Origin of the sequence: Streptomyces sp. NPDC091377 (assembly GCF_044757045.1) — a bacterium.
In the GTDB taxonomy this organism is placed as follows: domain Bacteria; phylum Actinomycetota; class Actinomycetes; order Streptomycetales; family Streptomycetaceae; genus Streptomyces.
The window spans coordinates 220,373-245,334 of record NZ_JBIVUE010000011.1; the positions used below are offsets into that span (position 1 = coordinate 220,373).

Sequence of the window (24,962 nt, forward strand, 5' to 3'; positions counted from 1 at the left end):
AGGGGTGGCGTGCATGCCGGGGCGGGACGCAGGCTGGGAACGGGAGACGGCCGAGCTGGCCGGCTCCATCCGTGACGACATCCGCGTCACGCTGGGGGAGACCGACGAGACCCATCGCGATCTGGCGGAGCTGCGCCAGCAGCTCGCGCTCGAAATGGCCGAGACCGAGGTGATGCTCGGCGGGGGCGACGGGCTGCCCCTCGCGTCGGCCCGCGCGCAGTTGTCCTCGGCCGGGAGCGTGCTGGCCCGGGCCGAGGGGGTGTCCCGGGAGTACCTCACGTCCCGCACCCGGGTGTCCGCCCATCCCGAGTACGTCGCCGGTGCCGCGCCCTCCCCCGACCTCGACGTGCTGATGGGGCTCTTCGACGCGCTCGTGGAGCAGTCGGAGGCGATGGCCGGGATCATGGACGCCCTGGCCGGGGCGATCGAATGCGTCCTCGACCTCCAGGAGTGGCTGGAGCGGCTCCAGGAGGAGCTGGCCCCGCTGCGGGAACGCGCCCACGCCACGCTCCGCGCCACTCAGGCCGAACTCTCGGCGACCGAGGGTTCCCCGGGCTGGCCCGCCCGCCGGAGCCGCCTCATAGCCCTGACCGGACGCCTGACCGCCCTGGACGAGGGCCGCGTGCGGGCCTTCCCGGACCGCGGCCCGGCGAGCCTGTACGAGGACGTCGAACGCGAACTGTCGACCCTGCGCGCGGAAAACGCCCGCGGCGACTGGACCTGACCCAACAACCGGGCTCCCCCTGGAGCCCAGGCCCGCGGCAATCGGGCTGCCCCCCCCGGAGGGCCGGGTCCCTCCCTCTCGGCGGTCCGGCCCCCTCTCGGCGGTCCGCCTTCCTCCTCGGGTTCGGCAGCCGACCCGCCGGCCGATGCCGGGCCCGGCGCTCGTGCCCGCCCCGGCCCAGGCAACGGGCGCGACGAGCACACCTGGGGCCACCGGGCCGGGCCCGGCGGTCGGGCCCCGGCGGTCGGGCCCCGGCGGTCGGGCTTTCCCCGGCAGCCGACCCGTCGGCCGGTGCTGCGCCCGGAGTCTGCGCCGGTCCCGGCCGAGGTCACGGGGCGCGACGAAAGCGCCCGGTGCGACAGGGATCGACCCGGCGGTCGGCCTTCACCCCGGCGATCAGGTTCCCCCGACGATCAGGCCCCCCCGGCATTCGGGCCCCCCGGCATTCGGGCTCCCCCCCCCCGGGAGGTCGGGCCCCACCCCAGAGATCGGGCCCCGGCGATCGGGCCCTCCGACCGGCCACCCGGCGTTCGGCCCCGCCGTTCGCTGCAGCCGTCCAGCCCCCCGGCGTTCGCCCCCCGCCCCGCCATCCCCCCGGCCCCAGAGGTAGCCCCCGTCCCGAAGCCGCCCCCCGCCCCAGAAGCCGCCCCCCACCCCACGTCAGTACTCCACCCGGCGTTTGAGGGCGCCTCGGCCCAGGTCTTTGCGGATTTCGGAGCGTAAGGTCTGGAGGGCTTCCGCGTAGGAGTTCGATGCCTGCATGTATTCGGGGCTGTGGGCGTCGTGGCCCGCGGCGACGGCGTTGCGTTTGCTGCGGAGGGTGATGAACAGGTCGTTCGCCATGTGCACGACCGCTTCCGGGGCGAGCAGGATGAGTCGTTCGCGGGCGGAGTAGAGGCCGCTGGAGCGGAACGCCTCGCGGGCCTGCGGGCGCCACTCGGCCTCCGGGACCTGGTTGATCCGCAGGGCCAGGGTCCGGATCGCCCCGCTGGACTCGTGCAGCGCGTCGATGAACGTGATGTACGCCTCGGCCCGCGAGCGCCGGCCCTCCTGGTCGTAGCTGCTGCGCACCCTCAGCCGCTCCAGGGAGAACGCGCTACCGGCACCGACCAGCGTCCCCAAGAGCGTGCCGGCCACGGGAATCCAGTCCATGGCACCCCTTGCCAAGAGGATAGGGGCGTCCGAGGCCGCCGCCATAGCCTTGTGCGGGGTCCTCGTCGGCGAGTTTGTCGTACGAATTGATCTGCGACACTGGGAGGGTTATGCCTGCACCCGGAGAACTCACCTTTGTCGCGCCGCGCGGAGCCAAGAAGCCGCCGCGGCACCTCGCCGACCTCTCGCCCGCCGAGCGCAAGGACGCGGTGGCGGAGATCGGGGAGAAGCCGTTCCGCGCCAAGCAGCTGTCGCAGCACTACTTCGCCCGGTACGCGCACGACCCCGAGCAGTGGACGGACATCCCGGCCGGGGCGCGGGAGCGGCTGCGGGAGGCGTTGCTGCCCGAGCTGATGACCGTCGTACGGCATCTCTCCACGGACCAGGGGACCACCCGCAAGACGCTCTGGCGGCTGTTCGACGGGACGCTCGTGGAGTCGGTGCTGATGCGGTACCCGGACCGGGTCACCATGTGCATCAGCTCACAGGCGGGCTGCGGGATGAACTGCCCGTTCTGCGCGACCGGGCAGGCGGGGCTGGACCGCAACCTGTCCACCGCGGAGATCGTCCACCAGATCGTCGACGGGATGCGGGCGCTGCGGGACGGGGAGGTGCCCGGGGGCCCGGCGCGGCTGTCCAACATCGTCTTCATGGGGATGGGGGAGCCGCTCGCCAACTACAAGCGGGTCGTGGCCGCCATCCGCGCGCTGACCGACCCCGCCCCGGACGGGGTGGGGCTGTCGCAGCGCGGGATCACCGTGTCGACCGTGGGCCTGGTGCCCGCGATCCACCGGTTCTCCGACGAGGGGTTCAAGTGCCGCCTCGCCATCTCGCTGCACGCGCCCGACGACGAACTGCGGGACACCCTCGTCCCCGTCAACACGCGCTGGAAGGTGCGTGAGGTGCTGGACGCCGGGTTCGAGTACGCGGAGCGGTCCGGGCGGCGGCTGTCCATCGAGTACGCGCTGATCCGGGACATCAACGACCAGGCGTGGCGCGGGGACCGGCTCGGGCGGCTGCTCAAGGGGCGGCCCGTGCATGTGAACCTGATCCCGCTCAACCCGACGCCCGGCTCCAAGTGGACCGCGTCCCGGCCCGAGGACGAGCGGGCGTTCGTGGAGGCCATCGCCGCGCACGGGGTGCCGGTCACGGTCCGCGACACCCGGGGGCAGGAGATCGACGGGGCCTGCGGTCAGCTCGCGGCGACCGAGCGGTAGGATCCAAGCACCCATATCTTCATATTCCGACAGGGGAGCGCCACAGCGCTGAGAGTGCGGCAGCCAGAACGATGGCGGGCCGCAGACCCTCTGAACCTCGCCCAGGTCATTCTGGGTAGGGAGATCGGTCGTCGCTCATGCTGTTGCGCCCTGCCCGGAGGCACGGAACCTCCCGGCGGGGCCGCGTCTCTTCCTGGAACGTCCCAGGAGGAAAACACCGGTGAACACCAAGACCCTCGTGGCCGCGGCCGTCGGGCTGGGCCTGGTCACGCTGTCCGCGTGCGGCTCGTCGTCCGGGTCGTCGCCCGGCTCCGGCGGCGACGGGGACTCCAAGACCGTCACGCTCGTCAGCCACAACTCGTGGGCCGTCTCCAAGGACGTGCTCGCCGACTTCGAGAAGCAGTCCGGCCTCCAGGTCAAGGTGCTGGAGGACGGCGACGCCGGAGCCGCCGTCAACAAGGCCGTCCTCACCAAGGACAACCCCCAGGGCGACGTCTTCTTCGGCGTCGACAACACCCTGCTCTCCCGCGCCCTCGACAACGGGCTCTTCCAGCCGTACGAGGCGAAGGGCGCCGACACCGTCCGGGCCGCCTACCGCGCCGACGCGACCGGGCACCGGGTCACCCCGGTCGACACCGGCGACATCTGCGTCAACTACGACAAGGCGTACTTCAGCGAGCGCGACCTCGCCCCGCCCCGGACCTTCGACGACCTGATAGAGCCCGCCTACAAGGACCTGCTCGTCACCGAGAACGCCTCCACCTCCTCGCCCGGCCTCGGCTTCCTGCTGGGCACGGCCGCGCAGTACGGCGACGACGGCTGGCAGGACTACTGGAAGAAGCTCACCGACAACGGCGTCAAGGTGGTCGACAGCTGGGAGTCGGCGTACAACGAGGAGTTCTCCGGCTCGGCCGGCGGCAAGAAGGCGGGGGGCGACCGCCCGCTGGTGGTGTCGTACGCCTCCTCCCCGCCCGTCGAGGTCGTCTACGCCGACCCGCAGCCGAAGACCGCGCCCACCGGGGTCGTGGACGGCACCTGCTTCCGGCAGATCGAGTACGCGGGACTGCTCAGCAACGCGGAGAACGCCGAGGGCGGCAAGGCGCTCCTCGACTTCCTGATCGGCAAGCGGTTCCAGGAGGACATGCCGCTGAACATGTTCGTGTACCCGGTGGTCGAGGGCGCCCGGGTGCCCGAGGTGTTCGCGCAGCACGGGCCGCAGGCGAAGGACCCCGAGACCATGGACCCGGCGAAGATCGCCGACCACCGCGACGACTGGGTCAAGGCGTGGACGTCGCTCGTCCTGAGGTGAGCCCGGCGGGCCGGACCCGGGGCCGCGGGGGCGCCCTGCGGCTGGGGCTGCTCGCCCTGCCCCTCGCGTTCTTCGCCCTCTTCTTCGCCTACCCCGTCGCCGCGATCCTCGCCCGCGGGCTGAAGGTCGACGGGGTCTGGCAGGCGGGGCGGCTGTGGGAGGTGCTGGGGCAGTCGGACATCCGGCAGGTGCTGTGGTTCACCACCTGGCAGGCGCTGGCGTCCACCGCCCTGACCCTGCTGATCGCGCTGCCCGGCGCGTATGTCTTCGCCCGCCTGGACTTCCCGGGCAAGCAGGTGCTGCGGGCCGTGGTCACCGTCCCGTTCGTGCTGCCGACGGTCGTCGTCGGTACGGCGTTCCTGGCGGTGGCCGGGCGCGGCGGACTGCTGGACGAGCTGTGGGGCGTACGGCTCGACACCACCGTGTGGGCGATCCTGTTCGCGCATGTCTTCTTCAACTACGCGGTCGTCGTCCGGACCGTCGGCGGGCTCTGGTCCCAGCTCGACCCGCGGCAGGAGGAGGCGGCGCGGATGCTGGGCGCCTCGCCGCTCGCGGCCTGGCGCCGGGTCACCCTGCCCGCCCTCGGGCCGGCCGTGGCCGCCGCCGCGCTGATGGTGTTCCTGTTCACCTTCACCTCCTTCGGTGTGGTGCGGATCCTCGGCGGACCGGCCTTCTCCACCCTGGAGGTGGAGATCTACCGGCAGACCTCCGAACTCTTCGATCTGTCCACGGCCGCCGTGCTGACGGTGATCCAGTTCGTCGCCGTGGGCGCGATCCTCGCCGTGCACGCCTGGACCGTACGGCGCCGGGAGAGCGCCCTGCGGCTGGTGGACCCGGCGATGACGGCCCGGCCCCCGCGCGGGGCCCGGCAGCGGGCGCTGCTGGCCGGGGTCCTGGTGAGCGTCCTCGTCCTGATCCTGCTGCCGCTCGGGGTGCTGGTGCGGCGCTCGCTGGACGCGCCCGGGTTCGGCTACTACCGGGCGCTGGCTTCGGCGGAGTCCGAGGTGTTCCTGGTGCCGCCGATCCACGCGATCGGCAACTCGCTGGCGTACGCGGCAGCCGCCACCGCCATCGCCGTACTCGTCGGCGCGCTGGCCGCGGCGGCGCTGGCGCGGCGGGACGCCGGGCGGTGGATGCGCGGCTTCGACGCGCTGCTGATGCTGCCGCTCGGGGTGTCCGCGGTGACCGTCGGCTTCGGTTTCCTGATCGCGCTGGACGAGCCGCCGCTGGATCTGCGGGCGACCTGGATCCTGGTGCCGCTCGCCCAGGCGCTGGTGGGCGTGCCGTTCGTCGTACGGATCATGCTGCCGGTGCTGCGGGCGGTGGACGTACGGCTGCGGGAGGCGGCGGCCGTGCTCGGGGCGTCGCCGTGGCGGGTGTGGCGGGAGGTGGATCTGCCGCTGGTGCGGCGGGCGGTGCTGGTCGCGGCCGGGTTCGCGTTCGCGGTGTCGCTGGGCGAGTTCGGGGCGACCGTGTTCATCGCCCGGCCCGACAACCCGACGCTGCCGGTGGCCGTGGCGAAGCTGGCGGGGCGGCCCGGGGACCTCAACTACGGCCAGGCGATGGCCCTTTCGACGATTCTGATGGTGGTGTGCGCGGTGGCGCTGCTGGTGCTGGAGCGGCTGCGGACGGACCGGAGCGGGGAGTTCTGAGATGAGGGAGGTTCCGGTGCCGCTGCTGCGGCTGGAGGGGGCGACCGTACGGCTCGGTGGGCGGGTGGTGCTGGACGCCGTGGACCTGGCGGTCGTGGGCCACGAGACCGTGTGTGTGCTCGGGCCGAGCGGCAGTGGCAAGTCGACGCTGCTGCGGGCGGTCGCCGGGCTCCAGCCGCTGGACGCCGGGCGGGTGCTGCTGGAGGGCCGGGACCAGGCCGGGGTGCCCGCGCACCGGCGGGAGATCGGGCTGATGTTCCAGGACCATCAGCTCTTCCCGCAGCGGGACGTGGCCGGGAACGTGGCGTTCGGGCCCCGGATGCGCGGGGCGTCACGGGGCGAACAGCGGGCGCGGGTCGCGGAGTTGCTGGAGCTGGTCGGGCTGCCGGGGGCGGCGGGCCGGGCGGTGGCCGCGCTGTCCGGGGGCGAGCAGCAGCGGGTGGCGCTCGCGCGGGCGCTGGCGCCCGGTCCGCGGCTGCTGATGCTGGACGAGCCGCTCGGACAGCTCGACCGCTCGCTGCGGGAGCGGCTGGTGGTGGAACTGCGGGAGCTGTTCGGGCGGTTGGGGACGACGGTGCTGGCCGTCACCCACGACCAGGGCGAGGCGTTCGCGCTCGCCGACCGGGTGGTGGTGATGCGGGAGGGGCGCATCGCCCAGTCCGGTACGCCGCTGGAGGTGTGGCAGCGGCCGGCGGACGCGTTCGTGGCGCGTTTCCTCGGCTTCGACAATGTGGTGCCGGGCATGGTGAGCGGGCGGGTCGCGGTCACGGAGTGGGGGAAGCTGCCGGTGCCGGAGGGGTCGGCGCAGGGGGCCGTGGACGTGCTGGTGCGGCCGGCCGGGGTCCGGCTGGCGGGTGCGGGACCCGGTGGGGCCGGTGGACCCGGTGGGGCCGGTGGGGTCGGAGGGGCGGGGCCGCGGTGCGTGGTGGTCGCCCGTACCTTCAAGGGCACCCATGTCGCCGTCCGGCTGCGGCCCGAGGACGGCGGGGCGTCGCTGGAGGCGGCGTGCGCGCTGCGGGACGCGCCCGAGGTGGGGGACGTGGTCGGGGTGGATTTCGACGCGGCGGAAATCGTGGTGCTCGCGGGGGCGGCCCGATCGTAGGGTGCGGCCATGACTCACCTCCCTCATGACCGCTACTGCGACGAGATCACCCACCAGGCGGAGCAGTTCAGGGCGCTGCTGAAGGCACCCGGCGCCGATCTGTCGGCGACCGTGCCGACGTGCCCGGACTGGACCCTGGAACAGCTGACCCGGCATCTGGGGGGTGCGCTGCGCTGGATCGAGTTGATGGTGCGGACCCGGGCGCAGGAGCAGGTGCCGGAGGAGCGGGTGCCGCTGGGCGGGGGACCGCAGGAGCGGGGGGATCTCGCGGCGCTGGACGCGTGGTTCGCCGAGAGCGCGGCGGCGGTCGTCGCGGCCCTGCGGGAGGCCGGGCCCGACGCGCAGGTGTGGAGCTGGGCCGGGGTGTTCACCGCCGGGTTCTGGGCGCGGCGGGTGACCCATGAGATCACCGTGCACCGGGCCGACGCGGCGCTCACCGTGGGCGTGCCCTACGAGGTCGCCGCGGACGTCGCCGCCGACGCGATCGACGAGTGGCTGGACATCGTGACGTTCGTCCAGCGCCATGAGCCGCACGACGCCGCCGCCGAACTGCGCGGCGGGGGGCGGAGCCTCCACCTCCACGCGACCGACGCGCCGGGGCTGGACGCCGAGTGGGTGATCGAGCTGGCCGAGGCCGGGGTGGAGTGGCGCCGGGGGCACGAGAGGGCGACGGTCGCCCTGCGCGGGCCGCTGACGCAGGTGCTGCTCGCGTTCTACCGGCGGGTGCCGCTGGAGAGCGGGGACCTGGAGGTCGTGGGCGAGCGGGAGGTGCTGGACTTCTGGCTGGAGCGGGCCACGTTCGGGTGAACCGGCGGACGGCCCGCCCCCACGACCGTGGGGACGGGCCGCCGGTCCGCTCCGGGGGGTCCGGACGGTCCGCTCCTGGGGGTCCGGACGGCCCGCTCCGGGGGGTCAGCCGTTGTCCTTGGCCCCCCGGCGGCGGAAGCCGAGGAAGACAGCGGCACCGCCGACGGCGACCAGGGCCGCCGCGATCCCGGCGATCATCCCGGTGTTGGAACCGGCGCCGGTCTCCGCGAGGTGGGACTCACCGGCCGGGGACGGCGCGTTGCTCGCGGTCTCCACGGGAGCGCTCGCGCTCTGCTCCGGGGACGACGGCGACGGGGTCGGGGTCTGGGACTCCCCCGGCGTGGACTCCGAGGGCGTCGGGGTCGGCGTGGGAGTGGGCGTCGGGGTGGGCGTGCTGTCCGTCGCGCACGGCGTGGACGGGGTGACCAGGTTGGGCTTGATGTCCTCGTCCACCTGATCGCCGGCCTTGACGTGGACCCGGTACTCGGCGCCCGGCTTCCACTGCTCCTCGAAGGTGATGGTCACCCCCTCGCGGGAGCCCTTCACCTCCTGGGTGCCGACCAGCCGTTCGTCGGCGCCGTTGTTCTCCAGATAGACGGACACGGTCGCGGGGGTGCCCGCCGGGTCCTTGTCCGTGACGGTGATGACGCCCTTGGTGCCGTCGCAGATCGCGGCGGCGGAGAAATCCTTGATGTCGCACGCGAGCGCGCTGCCCGCGGCGAAGAGCGCGAGTGCCGCGGAGGCCGCGGTGACACCGAGCGCCCGCACCGGAAGACCGGTGCTGCGGCGGGAGGTGCGGGGCTCGCGGGACACGGGGTGCGCGGGCGACGGGAACGACTTGGACACGTTTGTCCTTACGGGATATGTAAACGCGGGGGGTTGGGGGAGCCGCCGTGGAGCAGGCGGTACCCCTTGAGGCTCATAGCTTTATAAGCGTCCCGTAAGGAGCGTCAATGCCTGTGTCCGTTTGATCCGGGCACTTTTGGAGGTCTTTACCGAGCCCGGCGTTTGGAGCGAATTCCGTTCGCCGGGGCGTCAGTTGGCGGCCGTTCCCAGGTGTCCCCAGGTGTTCCCAGGTCAGCCTTCGAGCGCCGACGGGTCCATCCAGGTGATCTCCCAGGTGTGGCCGTCGAGGTCGTCGAACGCGCGGCCGTACATGAACCCGAGGTCCTGGACCTTGCCCGTCGCCGTGCCGCCCGCGGCGATCGCCCGGTCGACCAGTTCGTCCACCTTCTCGCGGGTTTCGGCGCTCAGCGCGATCAGCGTCTCGCTGGTGCTCGTCGCGTCCGCGATCTCCTTGTGCGTGAAGGTCGCGTAGAACGGCTTGGTCAGCAGCATGACCACGATGGTGTCGCTGATCACCACCGACGCCGCGTTCTCGTCGCTGAACTGGGGGTTGATGCGGTAGCCCAGGTCCGTGAAGAACTTCTTCGAGGCGTCGAGGTCGCTCACGGGCAGGTTGACGAAAATCATCTGCTGGTACATCGGGGTCTCTCCCGTCGCTGGTGCCGCTTTCGATGGGTTGGACCGGGGGCGGGATCGGAACTCATCGCTGTTCGGCGATCGTCCTTCGCTTTTTTTCGTTCTCCGTGATCCTCGGTGAGGATCAGGCTACGGACGTGCGGGACCTGGCCACGGTGCTCTCGCCGGAGTCCCTCACCGGATGAGCGGCTGGGCCGCCAGTTCCGCCACCAGCAGGGTCAGCGGGCCGAACAGGGCCAGCAGCGTGCCCGCCCGCAGCAGGGCCGCGCTGCGCAGCATGGTCGCCGGGGCCCCGAGCCGCAGCAGCGCGGCCGTGGTGTCGGAGCGGGCGTGCCGGGCCTCGACGGCCGCCGTGCACAGGGTGGCGACGGTGCAGCCCGCCACCACGAGCGCCCCGAGGGTGGTGAGCGGGCCGAAGACCGGCTCGTCCGTGCCGCCGGGGCGCTGGAGCGCGGCCGTCGCCCACGCCGCCGAGGCCACCGCGCAGACCACGCCGAGCGGCCGGCCGATCCGGCCCGCCTCCGCCATCAGGACCCGCCCCGCCAGCAGCCGCAGCGCGCCGGGCCGCACGGCCTGGAGCAGCCGTCCGCACAGGTGGGTGAGGCCGGGGCCGGCCAGCGCGAGCCCTACGGCGGTCAGGGTCCAGCCGACCAGCACGCTCATCGGACCGGCGGCCAGCCCGCCGGGCAGGGTGGCCGGTTCGGTACCGGGCTTCATACGAGTGGCGTACGCCTCCACCGCGAGCCCGGCCGCCAGGACGGCGACGCCCCAGGGCAGCCCGGTGGGCGCCTGCCGGGGCGCGGGGAAGGCGCCGGTGCCGAGGTCCGTGCCCGTCGCGGGGCGGGTGGCGTCGGAGCCGCCGCCGTCCGGGCCGTCCGTGTCCCCACGGGCCGCATGGGCCGTATCAGCCGTATCAGCCGTAGCGGCCGGGTCCGCCGGGTCGACCGTGCCGGTGGCGCCCCGGGCGCCCTTCCGCGCCCGCCGCCGGAAGCCTTCGGCCGCGGTCCGGGCCGCGCCCGTGGGCCCCGCCGTCCCGTTGGTCTCCGTCCGGCCCGCGGCGTCCGGCGCGTGGTCCGGGTCCGTCGTCGCCGTGCGCGTGATGACGGTACGTCCCCGGGTGCCGAACCCGTCGGTGTCCGCGACGGCCCGGAACGCCTCCACGGCCGCCGCGCGCCGGGACCGGGTCGCCGCGGCCGTCGGCCGGACTCCCGTACCCGCCGCGGCGGTGCCCATCCCGCTCCACCGGATCCGCCGTACGACCGCTCCCCGCTCCCTCGGGCGCAGGGCCAGGGCGGTGGCGATCGAGGCGGCCATGGGGACCACCGCGAGCAGGGTGAGGGCGGCGGGCAGGGGGAGGGGCCGGTCGGCGGCGAGGACGTCGGACGCGGCGCCGTCGAACGGCATCCCCGACAGGTCCCCGCGCAGATGGAGGAAGAACAGCAGCGCCAGCATCGAGCCGAGCAGGGTGGACAGGGCGGTCGTGGTCGCCGACACGGCCATCAGCCGGGCCGGTCCCAGGCCGATCGCCGAGAGCCCGGGGCGCGGCCGGGTCCCGGGGTCCGTACGGGCCACGGCGACCGCGAACTGCACGGTGGCCGCGACCGGCACCAGGCACCAGGCCAGCCGCAGCGCCGACCCGCCCGGGTTGTGGGGGTGGCTCAGCGCGTGGCCGAGGGTGCACAGCAGCAGGAACCCGGTGCCGCCGGAGGCGGCGGCGACCAGCAGCCGGCGCACCTGGACGGCGGGACGGCCCGCGCGGCTCAGACGGAGAGCGAGCACGCGGCCTCCGGCTCGGTCTCGATGACGGGCGGCAGATGGACCGTACGCACCCGGCGGCCGTCCAGCAGCGCGACCGTGCGGTCGGCGAGCGCGGCGGTCTCGGCGTCATGGGTGGCGAGCAGGACGGTGATGCCGTGGGAGCGGGCGGCCGTGGTGAGGGTGCGCAGCACATGGGCGCGGTCGGCGCGGTGCAGCGGGGCCGTCGGCTCGTCGGCGAAGAGCACGGAGGGGGCGGGGGCCAGGGCGCGGGCGATGCAGACGCGCTGGCGTTCGGCCTGCCGCAGTTCGTGCGGGTGGCGGCGGGCGTGGTCGCCGATGTCGAGGCGTTCCAGCCACTCCAGGGCGGCGGTCCTGGCCCGGCGCCTGCTGGTGCCGCGCAGCATCAGCGGCAGGGCGGCGTTCTCCCACACGGTGAGTTCGGGGACGAGCACGGGGGCGGGGTCGATCCAGCCGAACCGGTCGCGGCGCAGCCGTTCCCGGGCGAGGAGGCCCAGGGTGTGCACGGGGACGCTGTTGAACCAGACCTCGCCCCGGCTCGGCCGGGACAGCCCGGACAGACAGCGCAGCAGGGAGGTCTTGCCGCTGCCGCGCGGGCCGCCGACGGCGAGGATCTCGCCCTCCCGGACCTCCAGTGAGACCCCGCAGAGCGCTGGGGAGCCGTCGTCGTGCGTGAAGTGCAGGGAGCGGGCCCAGAGCACATCGTTGTCCGGCGGGGCCTCCATGGGCGTACACCTCAGTTCGGATCGTCCGTTGTCCCTTGCCGTGTCCCCCCTGGGGCGGGGGTCTCCCCCGTGCGGGGGAACGAAGGCCGGGCCGATCGGTCACTGGGCACGCTAGGTACTCGCCGGAGCGGGGCCGGACAGCACGCGGCCCCGGACCGCCGTTTCTCACTCGGACGGACGGTACCGGGGCCGGAGTTGATCATCCAGAAGGAAGATCGGAAGCCGGTGCGGCGGTGGTGGCCGCCGCGGGCGGGATCACAGCTTCGTCCACGCCTCCGTCAGCGTCGCGCGCAGGATCTGCTCGATCTCGTCGAACGTCCCCTGGTCGGAGATGAGCGGCGGGGCGAGCTGGACGACCGGGTCGCCGCGGTCGTCGGCCCGGCAGTACAGGCCGTTGTCGTAGAGCGCCTTGGAGAGGAAGCCGTACAGGACGCGCTCGGTCTCCTCGTCGTCGAAGGTCTCCTTGGTGGCCTTGTCCTTCACCAGCTCGATGCCGTAGAAGTAGCCGTTGCCGCGGACGTCGCCGACGATCGGCAGGTCGTGCAGCTTCTCCAGGGTGGACTTGAACGCCGCCTCGTTGTCGAGGACGTGCTGGGTGAGGTTCTCCCGCTCGAACAGGTCGAGGTTGGCGAGGCCCACCGCGGCCGACACGGGGTGGCCGCCGAAGGTGTAGCCGTGCAGGAAGGTGTTGTCGCCCTGGTAGAACGGCTCGGCGATCCGGTCGGAGACGATGCACGCGCCGATCGGGGAGTAGCCCGAGGTCATGCCCTTGGCGCAGGTGATCATGTCCGGGACGTAGCCGAACTTGTCGCAGGCGAAGATCGTGCCCAGCCGGCCGAAGGCGCAGATGACCTCGTCCGAGACGAGCAGGACGTCGTAGCGGTCGCAGATCTCGCGGACCCGCTGGAAGTAGCCGGGCGGGGGCGGGAAGCAGCCGCCGGCGTTCTGCACCGGCTCCAGGAAGACGGCGGCGACCGTCTCCGGGCCCTCGAACAGGATCTCCTGCTCGATCTGGTCGGCGGCCCAGCGGCCGAACGCCTCCGGGTCGTCGCCGTGGATCGGCGCGCGGTAGATGTTGGTGTTCGGGACCTTGTGGGCGCCCGGCACCAGCGGCTCGAAGGGGGCCTTGAGGGCCGGCAGGCCGGTGATGGACAGGGCGCCCTGCGGGGTGCCGTGGTAGGCGACCGCGCGGGAGATGACCTTGTACTTGGTCGGCTGGCCCTTGAGCTTGAAGTACTGCTTGGCGAGCTTCCAGGCGGTCTCGACCGCCTCACCGCCGCCGGTGGTGAAGAAGACCTTGTTCAGGTCGCCGGGCGCGTGGTCCGCGAGACGCTCGGCCAGCTCGACGGCCTTCGGGTGGGCGTAGGACCACACCGGGAAGAACGCCAGCTCCTGCGCCTGCTTGGCGGCGGCCTCGGCGAGTTCGACGCGCCCGTGACCCGCCTGGACCACGAAGAGACCGGCAAGCCCGTCGAGGTAGCGCTTGCCCTTGTCGTCGTAGATGTAGGTGCCCTCGCCCCGCACGATGGTGGGAACGGGGGAGTTCTCGTACGACGACATGCGGGTGAAGTGCATCCACAGGTGGTCGTACGCGCTCTGGCTGAGGTCCTTGGTGCTCACGGTTATCGGGTCCTCACGGGTTATCGGGTTCCCCACATATAGGTCTGCTTCTTGAGCTTCAGATAGACGAAACTCTCGGTGGAGCGCACTCCGGGGATGGTCCGGATACGTCGGTTGATGACGTCGAGGAGGTGGTCGTCGTCCTCGCAGACGATCTCCACCATCAGATCGAACGAGCCCGCGGTCATCACCACGTACTCGCATTCGGACATGACCGTCAGCGCGTCCGCCACGGCCTCCACGTCCCCCTCCACGTTGATGCCGACCATCGCCTGCCGGCGGAAACCCACGGTGAGCGGGTCCGTGACGGCGACGATCTGCATCACGCCCTGGTCGAGCAGCTTCTGGACGCGCTGGCGCACGGCCGCCTCGGACAGGCCCACGGCCTTGCCGATCGCGGCGTACGGCCGTCTGCCGTCCTCCTGGAGCTGCTCGATGATGGCGAGGGAGACATCGTCCAGAACGGGACTTCCGTTCCCGGTCCTGGACTGACTGGAGCCCCTGGGCTCTGCGCTTCGACTGGCCACGGTCCTCACTGTGCCCGAGGTCTCGACAGTTTCGCAAGGGTCAGGCGATGAATTTCGTTGTTTGAGGCATCCCAGTTTGCGGATTTCGCAGCATCGGCGCGGCGGGGGGTGTTGAAACCGTCGGGCTACGGATTAGGCTGGGTGTCTCAGTGATTGGACACCCGCACATGGGGACACCCGAACTTGGAGGGCCGCCAGTGAGCACCGAACTGCGTCGTCTGCGCAACTACATCGACGGAGAGTTCCGGGACGCCGCCGACGGACGGACCACCGAGGTGGTGAACCCGGCCACCGGCGAGGCGTACGCGACCGCGCCGCTGTCGGGGCAAGCCGACGTGGACGCCGCCATGGAGGCCGCCGCGGCGGCGTTCCCCGCCTGGCGGGACACCACGCCCGCCGAGCGGCAGAAGGCCCTCCTCAAGATCGCGGACGCCTTCGAGGAGCGCGCCGAGGAACTGATCGCGGCCGAGGTGGAGAACACGGGCAAGCCCATCGGGCTCACCCGCACCGAGGAGATCCCCCCGATGGTCGACCAGATCCGCTTCTTCGCGGGTGCCGCGCGGATGCTGGAGGGCCGCTCCGCCGGTGAGTACATGGAGGGCCTGACCTCCATCGTTCGTCGCGAGCCGGTCGGCGTCTGCGCGCAGGTCGCGCCGTGGAACTACCCGATGATGATGGCCGTGTGGAAGTTCGCCCCGGCCCTCGCCGCCGGCAACACGGTGGTGCTGAAGCCGTCGGACACCACCCCCGCCTCCACCGTCCTCATCGCCGAGATCATCGGCTCGGTCGTGCCCAAGGGCGTCTTCAACGTCATCTGCGGCGACCGGGACACCGGCCGGGCGATGGTCGAGCACCCCACCCCCGCGATGGCCTCCATCACCGGGTCCGTACGGGCCGGTATCTCCGTCGCCGAGTCCGCCGCGAAGGACGTCAAGCGGGTCCACCTGGAGCTGGGCGGCAAGGCGCCCGTCGTCGTCTTCGAGGACGTCGACCTCGACAAGGCCGTCGAGGACATCGCCACGGCGGGCTACTTCAACGCCGGCCAGGACTGTACGGCCGCCACCCGCGTCCTGGTCCACGAGTCGGTGCACGACGCGTTCGTCGCCGCTCTCGCGAAGACCGCGTCCGAGACGAAGACCGGTCTCCCTGACGACGAGGACGTGCTCTACGGCCCGCTGAACAACCCCAACCAGCTCCAGCAGGTCTCCGGCTTCATCGACCGCCTCCCCGCCCACGCCAAGGTCGAGGCGGGCGGCCACCGGGTCGGCGAGAAGGGCTACTTCTACGCCCCGACCGTCGTCTCCGGACTCAAGCAGGACGACGAGATCATCCAGAACGAGGTCTTCGGACCGGTCATCACCGTCCAGTCCTTCACCGACGAGGCGCAGGCCGTCCAGTGGGCCAACGGCGTGGACTACGCGCTGGCCTCCTCCGTGTGGACCAAGGACCACGGCCGGGCCATGCGCATGTCGAAGGCGCTGGACTTCGGGTGCGTGTGGATCAACACCCACATCCCGCTGGTCGCGGAGATGCCCCACGGCGGGTTCAAGAAGTCCGGGTACGGCAAGGACCTCTCGGGATACGGGTTCGACGACTACACCCGCATCAAGCACGTGATGACGTCCCTGGACTGAGTTTTCCTTTCCAGCGCTCCGGGCGCTGGATGTACGCGGCGGGTGCGGGGGCCGGCGCCCCGGGCGGTGGCTGTCCGCGGGCACGGGCACGGGGGCAGGCGCAGGCGTAGGCGCGGGGGCGGGTCGGCTGTGGCCGGCCGCGCCCCCGCGCCCGTTTCACGGCATGGTCGACAGGGTGTCTCGCCTGCCGCCCGGTGCTTGACGTTGCGTCCGTTGTCCTGGTGGCGGACCCGGGCGCATGCTGCGGGAATGTCGTCGCCTACGAGAACCGGACCCGTCTCGCGCCGGAGCCTGCTGCGGGCGCTCGGCGCGGGCGCCGCCCTCGGCGGACTCGCCGGGTGCGGGGTGCCCGCCGCCTATGTCGCGCCCGGTGACCGTGCCGGCGCCGACCGGTCGGCGCGGGACCACCGGCTGACCTTCGCCAACTGGCCTCTCTACATCGACACGGACGACGAGGACACGGCCCGTCGGCCCACGCTCGACGCGTTCGAGAAGCGCACCGGGATCTCGGTCGACTACGTCGAGGAGATCAACGACAACGACGAGTTCTTCGGCAAGATCAGCCCGTCCCTGATGAACCACCAGGCCACCGACCGGGATCTCATCGTCATCAGCGACTGGATGTGCGCCCGGTTCGTACGCCTCGGCTGGGTCCAGGAGATGGACCGGACCGGACAGCCCCACGTCACCGAGCACCTGGACCCGCTGCTGCGCTCCCCGGCCTTCGACCCGGGACGGAAGTACACCGTGCCCTGGCAGTCGGGCATCACCGGCATCGCGTACAACCGGCGCCGCCTCGGACGGGAGTTGCGCCAGGTCTCCGACCTGTGGGCGGACGACCTCAAAGGGCGGGTCACCCTGTTGTCCGGTCTGGACGAGGCGTTCGCGCTGCTGATGCAGGGCGACGGCGTCGACATCACCCGATGGACCGCCGACGACTTCCACACCATGTGCGACCAGGTCGAACGGCAGGTCAGCCGCGGCCAGATCCGCCGCTTCACCGGCAACGACTACATCAAGGACCTCTCCAGCGGGGACGTCCTCGCCTGCCAGGCGTACTCCGGCGACGTCATCCAGCTCCAGGCCGACGACCCGGACATCGAGTTCGTGGTGCCCGAGGAGGGCGCCGAGCTGTGGGCGGAGTCGCTGATGATCCCCAACCTCGCCGCGCACAAGTCCAACGCCGAGCGGCTGATCGACCACTACTACGAGCCCGAGGTCGCCGCCGACCTGGCCGCCTGGGTCAACTACGTCTGCCCCGTCCCGGCCGCCCGCGACGTCCTCGCCTCCTCCACGGACGGGGAACGCGCCGCCCTCGCCGAGGACCCGCTGATCTTCCCCGACGGCCCCCTGCGCGCACGGCTCTCCATCGCCCGGGACATCACCTCACGGGAACGGGTCGAGTTCGGCCAACGGTGGAACGCCGTCGCCGGGCTCTAGGCTAGGCCGTCAGCAGCCGCCAGGCCGCTGAGCGCAGGCGTTCGTCGGGGTGGGGCTCCTCCGGGAACAGCGGGCGGCCCAGCAGGCGCAGCGGGCAGAAGGCGAAGCCGCGCAGGACCGGGCGGAGTTCCTCGGGGCACGTGCCGATCGCGGCCAGTGACTCCAGGGCGCCGAGCCCGATCAGGGTCGGGGCCACCAGGTCGGCGAGGACCGGGACCGCGCGTTCCACGGAGCCGGTGATGCCGTGGTGGGCCACCGCAGCCGCCCGCCGGTCCTCCCGCTTCCACGACGTCAGCCACGGCTCCACCAGCGGCAGAAGCGGAGCCGCCGCGGCGCCCAGGAGAGCCGCCGCGCCGAGGTGACCGGCGGCGCCGCCCCCGTCGCAGAGGAGTTCCCCGAGGAGGGCGAGAGCCGGTTCCGGGTCACCGGTGAGCCGGAACCGGGCCAGCGTGCTCGCCAGGGCGAGAGAGGAGTCCGGACGGAGCGCGGCCTCCCCCAGCAGCGCCACCGTCCCGGGCGCCGCCGCGCCGCACCGCCCCAGCACCCGCGCGGCGGCCGTCGCCGCCCGGCCGGTCCGCAACGACTCCAGCAGCTCCGGCACGGCCTCCCGCGCGCCCGGCCCGAACGACGCCAGGGCCTCCACCAGGGCCACCCGCTCAGAACCGCCGGCCCCGGCCCGCAGCGCCCGCCCGATCACCGGGACCAGCCGGTCGCCCGCCGCCGGGAAGCACTCCGCCGCCAGCACGAGGAGCCGGGTGTCCGGATGGTCCGGCACCAGCTCCAGGGCACGGGGGTCCCGGGCGCGCACCAGCGCGAACAGCGCCGGGTTCGACAGCCCGGCCCAGGGGTACCCACGGCCCAGGAGCGCGGTGTCCGACACCTCCTCCCCGGCGCACGCCAGCTCGTACAGCGGGTCCGTCAACTCCGGTTCCGGCTGCGGCACATGACCGATCCACGGGACGACGACGCCCAGCGCGGCACCCAGTCCCTCCGGGTCGCCGCGCCGCTCCGCCAGGGCGGGCAGCAGCAGTTCCAGGGCCTCGGGCTCACGGTCGCGCCACGTCTCCACGATCCGCTCGGCCAGCCGGGTGCCCCGCCCGCCCAGATCGCCGTACCCGATCCAGCGATCGGCGACGGCCAGGCCCGCGTCCGGATCCCCGGTGAGGAGTTCCTCCAGCGGGACGCCGTCCGGCCAGTGGATGTCCGCGTACACCGGGTCCGGCTCCGCGCCGTCCTCGGCGAGGATCTCCACCACCTGCGGCGCGTACGGCGGACCGCAGCGCTCGGCGGTCATCCGGGCCGCGGCCAGTCTGACCTCGGCCAGCGGGCTGTCGAGCGGCTCCAGCACCCGGCCGAAGCGGTTCAGCACCACCAGCGCGTCCGCGCGGACCCTCGGCACCGGATCACCGGCGTGGACCGCCTCGACCCGGGCGAGGGCCGCACCCCACGTCCGGTAGGGGAGCAGCGGGGTCACGGTCGCCACCACGTGCAGCGCCGCCCGGCGCACCTCGGGCTCGGGGTCGTCCAGACAGGGCAGCAGCCCCGGAAGCACCCGGCACAGCTCCTCGCAGATCGCCTCGACCGCACCGCCGGACCAGCGGGCCCCCTCACGGTCCTCCCGCCCGTGCTCCGCGAGGGCGGCGAGCAGCCACAGCAGCTGCCGGCGTCCACCGGGGGCGTGCAGCACGGCATGGGCGAGGAACGGCACCGAGGGCGCCGAGGCCGGATACACCGAACCCTGGTGGTGGACGGTGCCGAACAGCTCCGTGAGCGCCTCCTCGGCGACCTCCGCGTCCTCGCTGTACACCGCCCTGATCAGCTCGGGAACATCCTCGGCGGACCCGTAGGCATGGGTCAGGGAATGCCACGGGACGGTGTCCAGTTCGGCCGGGGATCTCATGGGCGGCGCCTCTCAGCTGATCATGTCCGCCGACCGTACCGGCCCCCACCGACAACCCCCGTTGAGCGGGGTGCCGCGGGCATAGCATGGAGGTATGGATGGCGATGCCGCCCCGCGCGCCGACAGGCCGGGCGGGTCACCGGACGCCCGGCGTGACGCCTGTCTGGCCGACGCCCTCCGGGAGATCCAGGCCCGCCTACGCCCCAGTACGAGCACGGCGTACCTGGTGACCGGCGCCGACGGGCCCGGCGCCCGGCCCGACGCGGGCATGCTGCTGCCCGCCATGGCGGTGGACACCCCGCTCGCCTTCACCCTCACCCCCGGGATGCCGGCCGCCGACCAGCGCTACTCGACAGCTGCCGCCTATCTCACCGGTACCCCTGTGACCTGGGACGACGCACGGATCCACACCCTGGTCCGGAGCGAGCCCACGATGATCCAGTACGCGCCGTACTCGATGATCGTGGTCTCGGTGCCGGTACGGACCCAGCGCCGCCGCTTCGGCGCCCTGACCCTGCGCTGGGCGCCGCCGCGCGAGCTGGCCCCGGAGGGCATGGAGTTCCTGATGGCCGCGGCGGACCGGCTGGCCCTCGCCCTGGAGCGGGTCGCCGAGGACGGCACGGCCCTCGAACCGCCCCCGGCGCCCGTCTTCATCCCCAGCGGGGAGCCCGGCCGGGACACCCGCGTCACCACCGGGTTCCTGTTCCGCTTCCAGCAACTGGCCACCGGTCTCGCCGCCGCCCGGACCACCCGGGACATCCTCGCCATCGCCCGGTCCGAGGTGCTGCGGCCCCTCGGCGGCCGGGCCATGGCCCTGTGCCTGGCCGACCGGGGGCGGTTGCGGGTGGTCGGCTCGGCCGGATTCACCCGGTCCGAGCTGCGCGGCGTCGACGGACTGCTGCTGACCGGCCCGGGCCCCGAGACCGACGCCACGGTCGGGCTCCGGCTGCTGTTCTTCCCGGACCGGCGGGAGCTGCGCAGGACGTATCCGGGCCTCGACCGGTACGAGGAGTACGGCGACGGGCGGGACGACCTGCCGGAGGCACCGGACGGCGCGGACGGCGTCCTGGACGTGCCGGGTGGAGCGGGGGGCTCGGGCGGGGCGGATGGCGTAGGTGGTGCGGGTGGCTGGGGTGGTGTGGATGGCGTAGGTGGTGCGGGTGGCTGGGGTGGTGTGGATGGCGTAGGTGGTGCGGGTGGTGCGGGTGGTGTGGATGGCGTAGGTGGTGCGGGTGGTGCGGGTGGTGTGGATGGCCCAGGGGGTGCGGCCGGCGCAGGTGCCTCGGCCGGCACACCTGCCTCGGCCGGCACATATGCCTCGGGCGGCGCACATGCCCCGGGTGCCCCGGACGCCCCTGACGCCGCAGACGCCTCGGACATCCCGGACGCCTCGGACCTCCCCGGTGTCCCGGACGCCGTCGGGTCCGCCTGGCTCTTTCTTCCGCTCATCGCCGACGGACAGGCCATGGGCTGCTGTGTGATGGCCGCCCCGCGGTCCCACGCGCTCCGGGACGAGGACCTCGCCGTACTCATGATCATGCTGGGGCAGGTCGCGCAGTCGCTCCAGCGGGCGCGGGCGTACGAGCGGGAGCATGTGATCGCCCGGAGCATGCAGCACGGTCTGCTGCCCCGGACCCTGCCCCACCTCGCGGAGATCGTCTCCACCTCGCGCTATCTTCCCGCCGACGCCGGGGCCGAGGTGGGCGGCGACTGGTACGACATGATCCGGCTGCCCGGCGGGAACCGGGTCGGGCTGGTTATCGGCGATGTGGAGGGCCACAGCCTCGACGCCTGCGGCACCATGGGCCAACTGCGCAGTGTCATACGGGCCTACGCCACCGAGGGCCACGACCCCGCCGGGGTGCTCAACCGGGGCAACCGGCTGCTCGCCGACCTCGACGCCGACCACTTCGCCACCTGCCTCTGCCTCTGGCTGGACCTCGACACCGGCACGGCCACCGTCGCCGGGGCCGGCCACCCCGCCCCCGTGGTCAGCGACCCGAGCGGCACCGAGGTCACCTTCGAGGTGCCGGTCGGACCACCGCTCGGGGTGGACGCCGAATCCCGTTACCTCCAGGCCGAGTTCACCCTGGCGCCCGGCTCGCTCGTCGCCCTCTACACCGACGGGCTGCTCGATCTGAACCATGTCGACATGGACGCCGCCTTCGCCCGGCTGCGCCGCACCCTCGCCGCCGGCCGGGACGAGGACCTGGAACTGCTCGCGGACCGGATCGTCGGCGACTTCGGCACGTCGGCCCGGCGCGACGACGACCTCGCGCTGCTGCTGGTGCGCTACGACGGCCCCGGCGAGGGACCGTACCGGCACGTCGCCCAGGTCCTCGTACGCCGCCGGGACATGCAGCGGGTGCGGCGGCTGCGGCACTACCTGCGTGAACTGCTGCCCACCTGGGGGCTCGCCGGGCTCCAGGACGATCTGGAACTGCTGCTCACCGAGGTGGTCACCAACGCGCTGGTGCACGCCGACAGCGAGGTGGACATCCGGCTGCGGGAGTACCCCGGGCATCTGCGGGTCGAGGTCCGCGACAGCGACCCCCGCCCTCCGCTGCTGGTCGCCGACCTCGGGCCCGGGGCCACCGGGGACGCGGACGCCGAGTCCGGCCGGGGCATGCTCATCGTGGACGCGCTGGCGTCGGCCTGGGGCAGCTCACCGGCCGGGCGGGGCAAGACGACCTGGTTCGAGATGGGCGTCAAGGCTCGTACCTGAGCCGGGCGTACGGGAGACATCCGTGCACGAGCGGGCTCCGGCGTCCCCGGCGTCCCCGGCGTCCCGGTCAGGGTTCCGCCCGTGCTCCCCAGCCCGGTGCCGCGTGCACGGTCCGGCCGCCGACCACGGTCAACCGGGAGGTGAGGGAGGGGATCCGGGCGGCCGGCACGGTGAAGTAGTCGTCGCTCAGCACGGCGAGGTCGGCGTGCGCGCCGGGGTACAGATGGCCCCGGTCCCCCTCCTCGTACGAGAACCAGGCGCTGCCGCGGGTGTACAGGTGCAGCGCCCGCTCGCGGGAGAGGCAGTGGCGCGGGTCCCGCCGTACGGCCCCGTCCAGGGAGCGGCCCTCGGTCAGCCACCACAGCGACAGCCAGGGGCTGTAGGACGAGGCGCGGGTGGCGTCCGTACCCGCGCCGAGCGGCACCCCGGCCGCCAGCAGATCGCCCAGCGGCGGCACCGCGGCCATGCTGCCCGGCCCCCACGCCCGTTCCGAGGCACCGCCCTTGAACACCTGGTGGTCGTCCACCACCACCCCCGCGCCCAGCGTCCTGAGCCGTCGGATGTTGCGGGGGCCGATCGTGTCGGCGTGCGCGAGGGAGAAGCGCAGGGCGTCGATCGGGGTCTCGCGGTGGACCGTCTCCCACGCGTCGAGGACCCGGTCCACGGTGGAGTCCAGCACGGCGTGGATGTGCATGGGCCAGCCGCGTGCCGCGACCCGCCGGGTGATGGCGAGCAGTTCGTCGTACGCCGTGTCGTCGAGGGTGAAGGGGGTCAGGCCCTCGAAGTCGTGGCAGCCGTAGTGGATGATCTCGCCCGCGCCGAGGGTGCGCAGCAGGCCGTCGCCGAAGCCGCTGCGCGCGTGCCGCAGCCAGCCGTCGAGCTGCTCCAGCTCACGGCCCGCGTCCACGGCGGAGGCGTACAGCCGCATCCGGACGGTCAGTTCACCGGCCCGCCACACGTCGAAGAGGGCGTCGTAGCGCTCGGGGGACATCCCGAAGCCGCCCGCGTCCACCACTCCGGTCAGCCCCGCCGCGTTGAGGTCGGCGAGCATGGCCCGGGTGGAGGCGCGCTGCCGGGCCGGGCCGGGTTCGGGGATGGCGGCCAGGCAGCGGGTGAACGCGCCGAGCCCGCGCACCACCCCGGTCGCCCGGCCCGTCACGGGGTCCCGTTCGACCGTGCCGCCGGGCGGCTCCGCCCAGTGCTCCAGGTCCACGAGCGCCGCGGCACGGCTGTTGAGCACCGCCATCTCGTAGAGGGCCTGGACGTAGACCGGGCGGTCCGGGGCCACCTCGTCCAGTTCGGCCCGGGTGGGCGGCCGGTTCTCCTCGAACTGGCAGGGGTGCCAGCCGCCGACCGCCACCACCCAGTCGCCGGGCTCCGTCGCGTCCGCCCGCTCCCGGATGCTGTCCAGGGCGTACGACAGCCTCGGCATGCCCTGCCAGTGCAGCTCGGTCGACCAGGTCGTACCGGCCCGTACGGCGTGCATGTGGCCGTCGATCAGCCCCGGGACCATCCGCGCGCCGGCCAGGTCGACCAGTTCGGTGTCCGGCCCGGCCAGCGCGAGCAGTTCGCGGGTGGTGCCGAGGGCGCTCACCCGTCCGTGGGTCACCGCGAGGGCCGTGCAGCCGGACGCCGGGGGTGCCGGGGCTGCCGGGGGTGACGGAGGTGACGGAGGCGCCGGATCCGGCCCGCCTCGGGACCGGGCCTCGGACCGGGCTTGGGACCGGGCCTCGGACCGGGCTTCGGACCGGGTCTCGGACCGGCCCTGGGACCGGGCCCCGGTCTCGGGCAGGCCGGGCCAGATCCGGCCGTCCACATAGACCGTGTCCGGTGCCGCGGCGGAGGGGAGATGCTCCATTCCGAGGTTCCTTTCCGTCCCGGACGACACGGTCCGGAGGAGGCGGGGTGTGCGGAGCGTACGCCGTCCCGGTCACCACGACTCGCCACCTGCGCCCGTGCGTTCATGCAATCGATCGCAGGCATCGTTGTCGTGCTATGGGGGCCCCTCAAGCGGAATCGCTGCAACCGATTGTGGGGAAGGTCCGCCCTCCTCACCGGGAAGGTCCGCCCTCCTTACACTGCCCGGGTGAACAAGCGACCGACCATCTCCGACGTGGCCGCACTCGCCGGGGTGCACAAGGCCACCGCCTCCCGCGCCCTCAACCCCGCCACCCAGGGGCTGGTGAACTCGGTGACCGCCCGCAGGGTGCGTCAGGCCGCCGAGCGGCTCGGGTTCACCCCCAACTCGGCCGCCCGCAGTCTGCGCACCAACCGCTCCTCCACGGTCGGCGTCCTGATCCCGGACCTCACCAACCCCCTCTTCCCGCCCGTCGTCCGGGGCATCGAGGAGGCGCTCAGCGCGCGCGGCTACACCGCGCTGCTGGCCAACACGGACAACGACGAGGCCAAGGAGCGCGACCGGTTCGAGGCGCTGCGCGGACGCCAGGTGGACGGGTTCATCGTGGCCACCGCCCGGCGTGAACACACCCTGCTCGACCGGGCCCGCTCGGCGGGTGTCCCCATCGTGCTGGTCAACCGGCGCACCGACGGCAGCCTGTTCCCGTGGGTCGCCGGGGACGACGCCGCCGGGACGGCCCTCGCCGTCGGGCATCTGACCGGGCTCGGGCACCGGGCCCTCGGGTGTCTGTCCGGCCCGCAGTCCATGTCCACGGGGGTGATCCGCGCCCGGGCGTTCCGCGCGGCGGCCGAGGCGGCGGGGCTGGCACCGGAGGCGACGCCGGTCGTGGTGTGCGACGCGTACGCGGTGGCGGCGGGCGAGCGGGCCACGCACGAGGTGCTGGACCGGTGGCCCGGTACGACCGCGATCTGCGCCGGGAACGATCTGATCGCGCTGGGCGCCCTGCACGCGGCGAGGGCGCGGGGGCTGCGCTGCCCCGAGGACCTCTCCCTGGTCGGCTTCAACGACATACAGTTCGCCGACGAGTTCCGGCCGCCGCTGACCACCGTGCACGTCCCGCACCTGGAGTTGGGCGCGGAGGCGGCGCGGCTGCTGCTGGAACGGCTCGACGCGGGGGAGGGGGGCCGCGGCGGGGACGGCGCCGGGGAGCGGGACCCCTCCGCGCCGGTGGCGAAGACGGTCCTGCTCCCCGTCCATCTGGTGGTGCGGGCCTCCACGGCGCCCCCTCGGCCCGGCGCCGCCGCCTGAGCCC

19 protein-coding genes and 1 riboswitch are annotated in these 24,962 nt (G+C 73.2%); of the genes, 10 read left to right on the forward strand and 9 right to left on the reverse strand.

What is annotated here, in order from left to right:
- Nucleotides 1-13 precede the first annotated feature (13 nt).
- The gene (locus ACIQNG_RS24270; RefSeq protein ID WP_401487703.1) at nucleotides 14-724 is read left to right on the forward strand and encodes a hypothetical protein; all 711 of its coding nucleotides are present in this window, start codon (nucleotides 14-16) and stop codon (nucleotides 722-724) included.
- Between the two features lie 660 nt (nucleotides 725-1,384).
- Here ACIQNG_RS24270 and ACIQNG_RS24275 read toward each other — a convergent pair.
- Nucleotides 1,385-1,876: a hypothetical protein gene (locus tag ACIQNG_RS24275; protein ID WP_401432563.1), complete on the reverse strand. Its 492-nt coding sequence runs from the start codon at nucleotides 1,874-1,876 to the stop codon at nucleotides 1,385-1,387.
- 110 nt (nucleotides 1,877-1,986) lie between these two features.
- Here ACIQNG_RS24275 and rlmN point away from each other — a divergent pair, with 110 nt between their 5' ends.
- The 5 genes from rlmN (at nucleotide 1,987) to ACIQNG_RS24300 (ending at nucleotide 7,963) form a co-directional block, all read left to right on the forward strand.
- On the forward strand, nucleotides 1,987-3,093 hold the full coding sequence (rlmN, locus tag ACIQNG_RS24280; RefSeq protein WP_401487707.1) for a 23S rRNA (adenine(2503)-C(2))-methyltransferase RlmN: 1,107 nt from the start codon (nucleotides 1,987-1,989) through the stop codon (nucleotides 3,091-3,093).
- Nucleotides 3,094-3,114: 21 nt separating this feature from the next.
- Nucleotides 3,115-3,233: riboswitch (TPP riboswitch) on the forward strand.
- A gap of 80 nt (nucleotides 3,234-3,313) precedes the next feature.
- Nucleotides 3,314-4,402, forward strand: a complete 1,089-nt coding sequence (locus tag ACIQNG_RS24285; protein ID WP_401487709.1) for a thiamine ABC transporter substrate binding subunit — start codon at nucleotides 3,314-3,316, stop codon at nucleotides 4,400-4,402.
- Nucleotides 4,378-6,054, forward strand: coding sequence for an ABC transporter permease (locus ACIQNG_RS24290; protein WP_401487712.1), 1,677 nt, complete (start codon nucleotides 4,378-4,380; stop codon nucleotides 6,052-6,054). Before ACIQNG_RS24285 ends, ACIQNG_RS24290 begins: the two co-directional genes overlap by 25 nt.
- Before the next feature lies 1 nt (nucleotide 6,055).
- On the forward strand, nucleotides 6,056-7,156 hold the full coding sequence (locus ACIQNG_RS24295) for an ABC transporter ATP-binding protein (RefSeq protein ID WP_401487714.1): 1,101 nt from the start codon (nucleotides 6,056-6,058) through the stop codon (nucleotides 7,154-7,156).
- A 9-nt stretch (nucleotides 7,157-7,165) separates the two neighbouring features.
- Nucleotides 7,166-7,963, forward strand: a complete 798-nt coding sequence (locus tag ACIQNG_RS24300) for a maleylpyruvate isomerase family mycothiol-dependent enzyme (RefSeq protein ID WP_401487716.1) — start codon at nucleotides 7,166-7,168, stop codon at nucleotides 7,961-7,963.
- 105 nt (nucleotides 7,964-8,068) lie between these two features.
- Here ACIQNG_RS24300 and ACIQNG_RS24305 read toward each other — a convergent pair whose 3' ends face one another.
- From ACIQNG_RS24305 to ACIQNG_RS24330, 6 genes are all read right to left on the reverse strand, one after another.
- A complete protein-coding gene (locus ACIQNG_RS24305; RefSeq protein ID WP_401487792.1) occupies nucleotides 8,069-8,731 on the reverse strand; it encodes an LAETG motif-containing sortase-dependent surface protein in 663 nt (220 codons plus the stop codon).
- A 309-nt stretch (nucleotides 8,732-9,040) separates the two neighbouring features.
- Nucleotides 9,041-9,448: a VOC family protein gene (locus ACIQNG_RS24310; RefSeq protein WP_401432581.1), complete on the reverse strand. Its 408-nt coding sequence runs from the start codon at nucleotides 9,446-9,448 to the stop codon at nucleotides 9,041-9,043.
- A 171-nt stretch (nucleotides 9,449-9,619) separates the two neighbouring features.
- Nucleotides 9,620-11,224: a hypothetical protein gene (locus ACIQNG_RS24315; RefSeq protein ID WP_401487718.1), complete on the reverse strand. Its 1,605-nt coding sequence runs from the start codon at nucleotides 11,222-11,224 to the stop codon at nucleotides 9,620-9,622.
- Entirely contained in the window at nucleotides 11,206-11,946 is a 741-nt protein-coding gene (locus ACIQNG_RS24320; protein WP_401432586.1) for an ABC transporter ATP-binding protein, read from the reverse strand. The genes ACIQNG_RS24315 and ACIQNG_RS24320 overlap by 19 nt, the downstream gene beginning before the upstream one ends.
- 255 nt (nucleotides 11,947-12,201) lie before the next feature.
- Nucleotides 12,202-13,566, reverse strand: coding sequence for an aspartate aminotransferase family protein (locus tag ACIQNG_RS24325; RefSeq protein WP_401432588.1), 1,365 nt, complete (start codon nucleotides 13,564-13,566; stop codon nucleotides 12,202-12,204).
- 20 nt (nucleotides 13,567-13,586) lie between these two features.
- Nucleotides 13,587-14,093 carry an Lrp/AsnC family transcriptional regulator gene (locus tag ACIQNG_RS24330; RefSeq protein ID WP_401432591.1) on the reverse strand — a complete coding sequence of 169 codons (507 nt, stop codon included), beginning with the start codon at nucleotides 14,091-14,093 and terminating at the stop codon, nucleotides 13,587-13,589.
- A gap of 197 nt (nucleotides 14,094-14,290) precedes the next feature.
- Here ACIQNG_RS24330 and ACIQNG_RS24335 point away from each other — a divergent pair, with 197 nt between their 5' ends.
- Entirely contained in the window at nucleotides 14,291-15,727 is a 1,437-nt protein-coding gene (locus ACIQNG_RS24335; RefSeq protein ID WP_401432594.1) for a gamma-aminobutyraldehyde dehydrogenase, read from the forward strand.
- Nucleotides 15,728-15,976: 249 nt separating this feature from the next.
- Nucleotides 15,977-17,167, forward strand: a complete 1,191-nt coding sequence (locus tag ACIQNG_RS24340; RefSeq protein WP_401432596.1) for a spermidine/putrescine ABC transporter substrate-binding protein — start codon at nucleotides 15,977-15,979, stop codon at nucleotides 17,165-17,167.
- Between the two features lies 1 nt (nucleotide 17,168).
- Here ACIQNG_RS24340 and ACIQNG_RS24345 read toward each other — a convergent pair whose 3' ends face one another.
- Nucleotides 17,169-19,067, reverse strand: coding sequence for a hypothetical protein (locus ACIQNG_RS24345; protein WP_401487721.1), 1,899 nt, complete (start codon nucleotides 19,065-19,067; stop codon nucleotides 17,169-17,171).
- A 94-nt stretch (nucleotides 19,068-19,161) separates the two neighbouring features.
- Here ACIQNG_RS24345 and ACIQNG_RS24350 point away from each other — a divergent pair, with 94 nt between their 5' ends.
- On the forward strand, nucleotides 19,162-21,792 hold the full coding sequence (locus ACIQNG_RS24350) for a SpoIIE family protein phosphatase (protein ID WP_401487723.1): 2,631 nt from the start codon (nucleotides 19,162-19,164) through the stop codon (nucleotides 21,790-21,792).
- A gap of 67 nt (nucleotides 21,793-21,859) precedes the next feature.
- Here the strand turns inward: ACIQNG_RS24350 and ACIQNG_RS24355 are convergent, their stop codons facing one another.
- Complete coding sequence (locus tag ACIQNG_RS24355; protein WP_401487725.1) at nucleotides 21,860-23,401, reverse strand: amidohydrolase; 1,542 nt, start codon at nucleotides 23,399-23,401, stop codon at nucleotides 21,860-21,862.
- Nucleotides 23,402-23,878: 477 nt separating this feature from the next.
- Between ACIQNG_RS24355 and ACIQNG_RS24360 the strand changes: the two genes are divergently transcribed.
- A complete protein-coding gene (locus ACIQNG_RS24360) occupies nucleotides 23,879-24,958 on the forward strand; it encodes a LacI family DNA-binding transcriptional regulator (protein WP_401487727.1) in 1,080 nt (359 codons plus the stop codon).
- Nucleotides 24,959-24,962: the final 4 nt, after the last annotated feature.

Excerpts from the sequence above, each read along its gene's own strand:
- ACIQNG_RS24270 (WP_401487703.1), top strand. The coding sequence starts at position 14 with ATGCCGGGGCGGGACGCAGGCTGGGAACGGGAGACGGCCGAGCTGGCC.
- ACIQNG_RS24275 (WP_401432563.1), bottom strand. The coding sequence starts at position 1,876 with ATGGACTGGATTCCCGTGGCCGGCACGCTCTTGGGGACGCTGGTCGGT.
- rlmN (WP_401487707.1), top strand. The coding sequence starts at position 1,987 with ATGCCTGCACCCGGAGAACTCACCTTTGTCGCGCCGCGCGGAGCCAAG.
- ACIQNG_RS24295 (WP_401487714.1), top strand. The coding sequence starts at position 6,056 with ATGAGGGAGGTTCCGGTGCCGCTGCTGCGGCTGGAGGGGGCGACCGTA.
- ACIQNG_RS24300 (WP_401487716.1), top strand. The coding sequence starts at position 7,166 with ATGACTCACCTCCCTCATGACCGCTACTGCGACGAGATCACCCACCAG.
- ACIQNG_RS24310 (WP_401432581.1), bottom strand. The coding sequence starts at position 9,448 with ATGTACCAGCAGATGATTTTCGTCAACCTGCCCGTGAGCGACCTCGAC.
- ACIQNG_RS24320 (WP_401432586.1), bottom strand. The coding sequence starts at position 11,946 with ATGGAGGCCCCGCCGGACAACGATGTGCTCTGGGCCCGCTCCCTGCAC.
- ACIQNG_RS24340 (WP_401432596.1), top strand. The coding sequence starts at position 15,977 with ATGTCGTCGCCTACGAGAACCGGACCCGTCTCGCGCCGGAGCCTGCTG.
- ACIQNG_RS24345 (WP_401487721.1), bottom strand. The coding sequence starts at position 19,067 with ATGAGATCCCCGGCCGAACTGGACACCGTCCCGTGGCATTCCCTGACC.
- ACIQNG_RS24350 (WP_401487723.1), top strand. The coding sequence starts at position 19,162 with ATGGATGGCGATGCCGCCCCGCGCGCCGACAGGCCGGGCGGGTCACCG.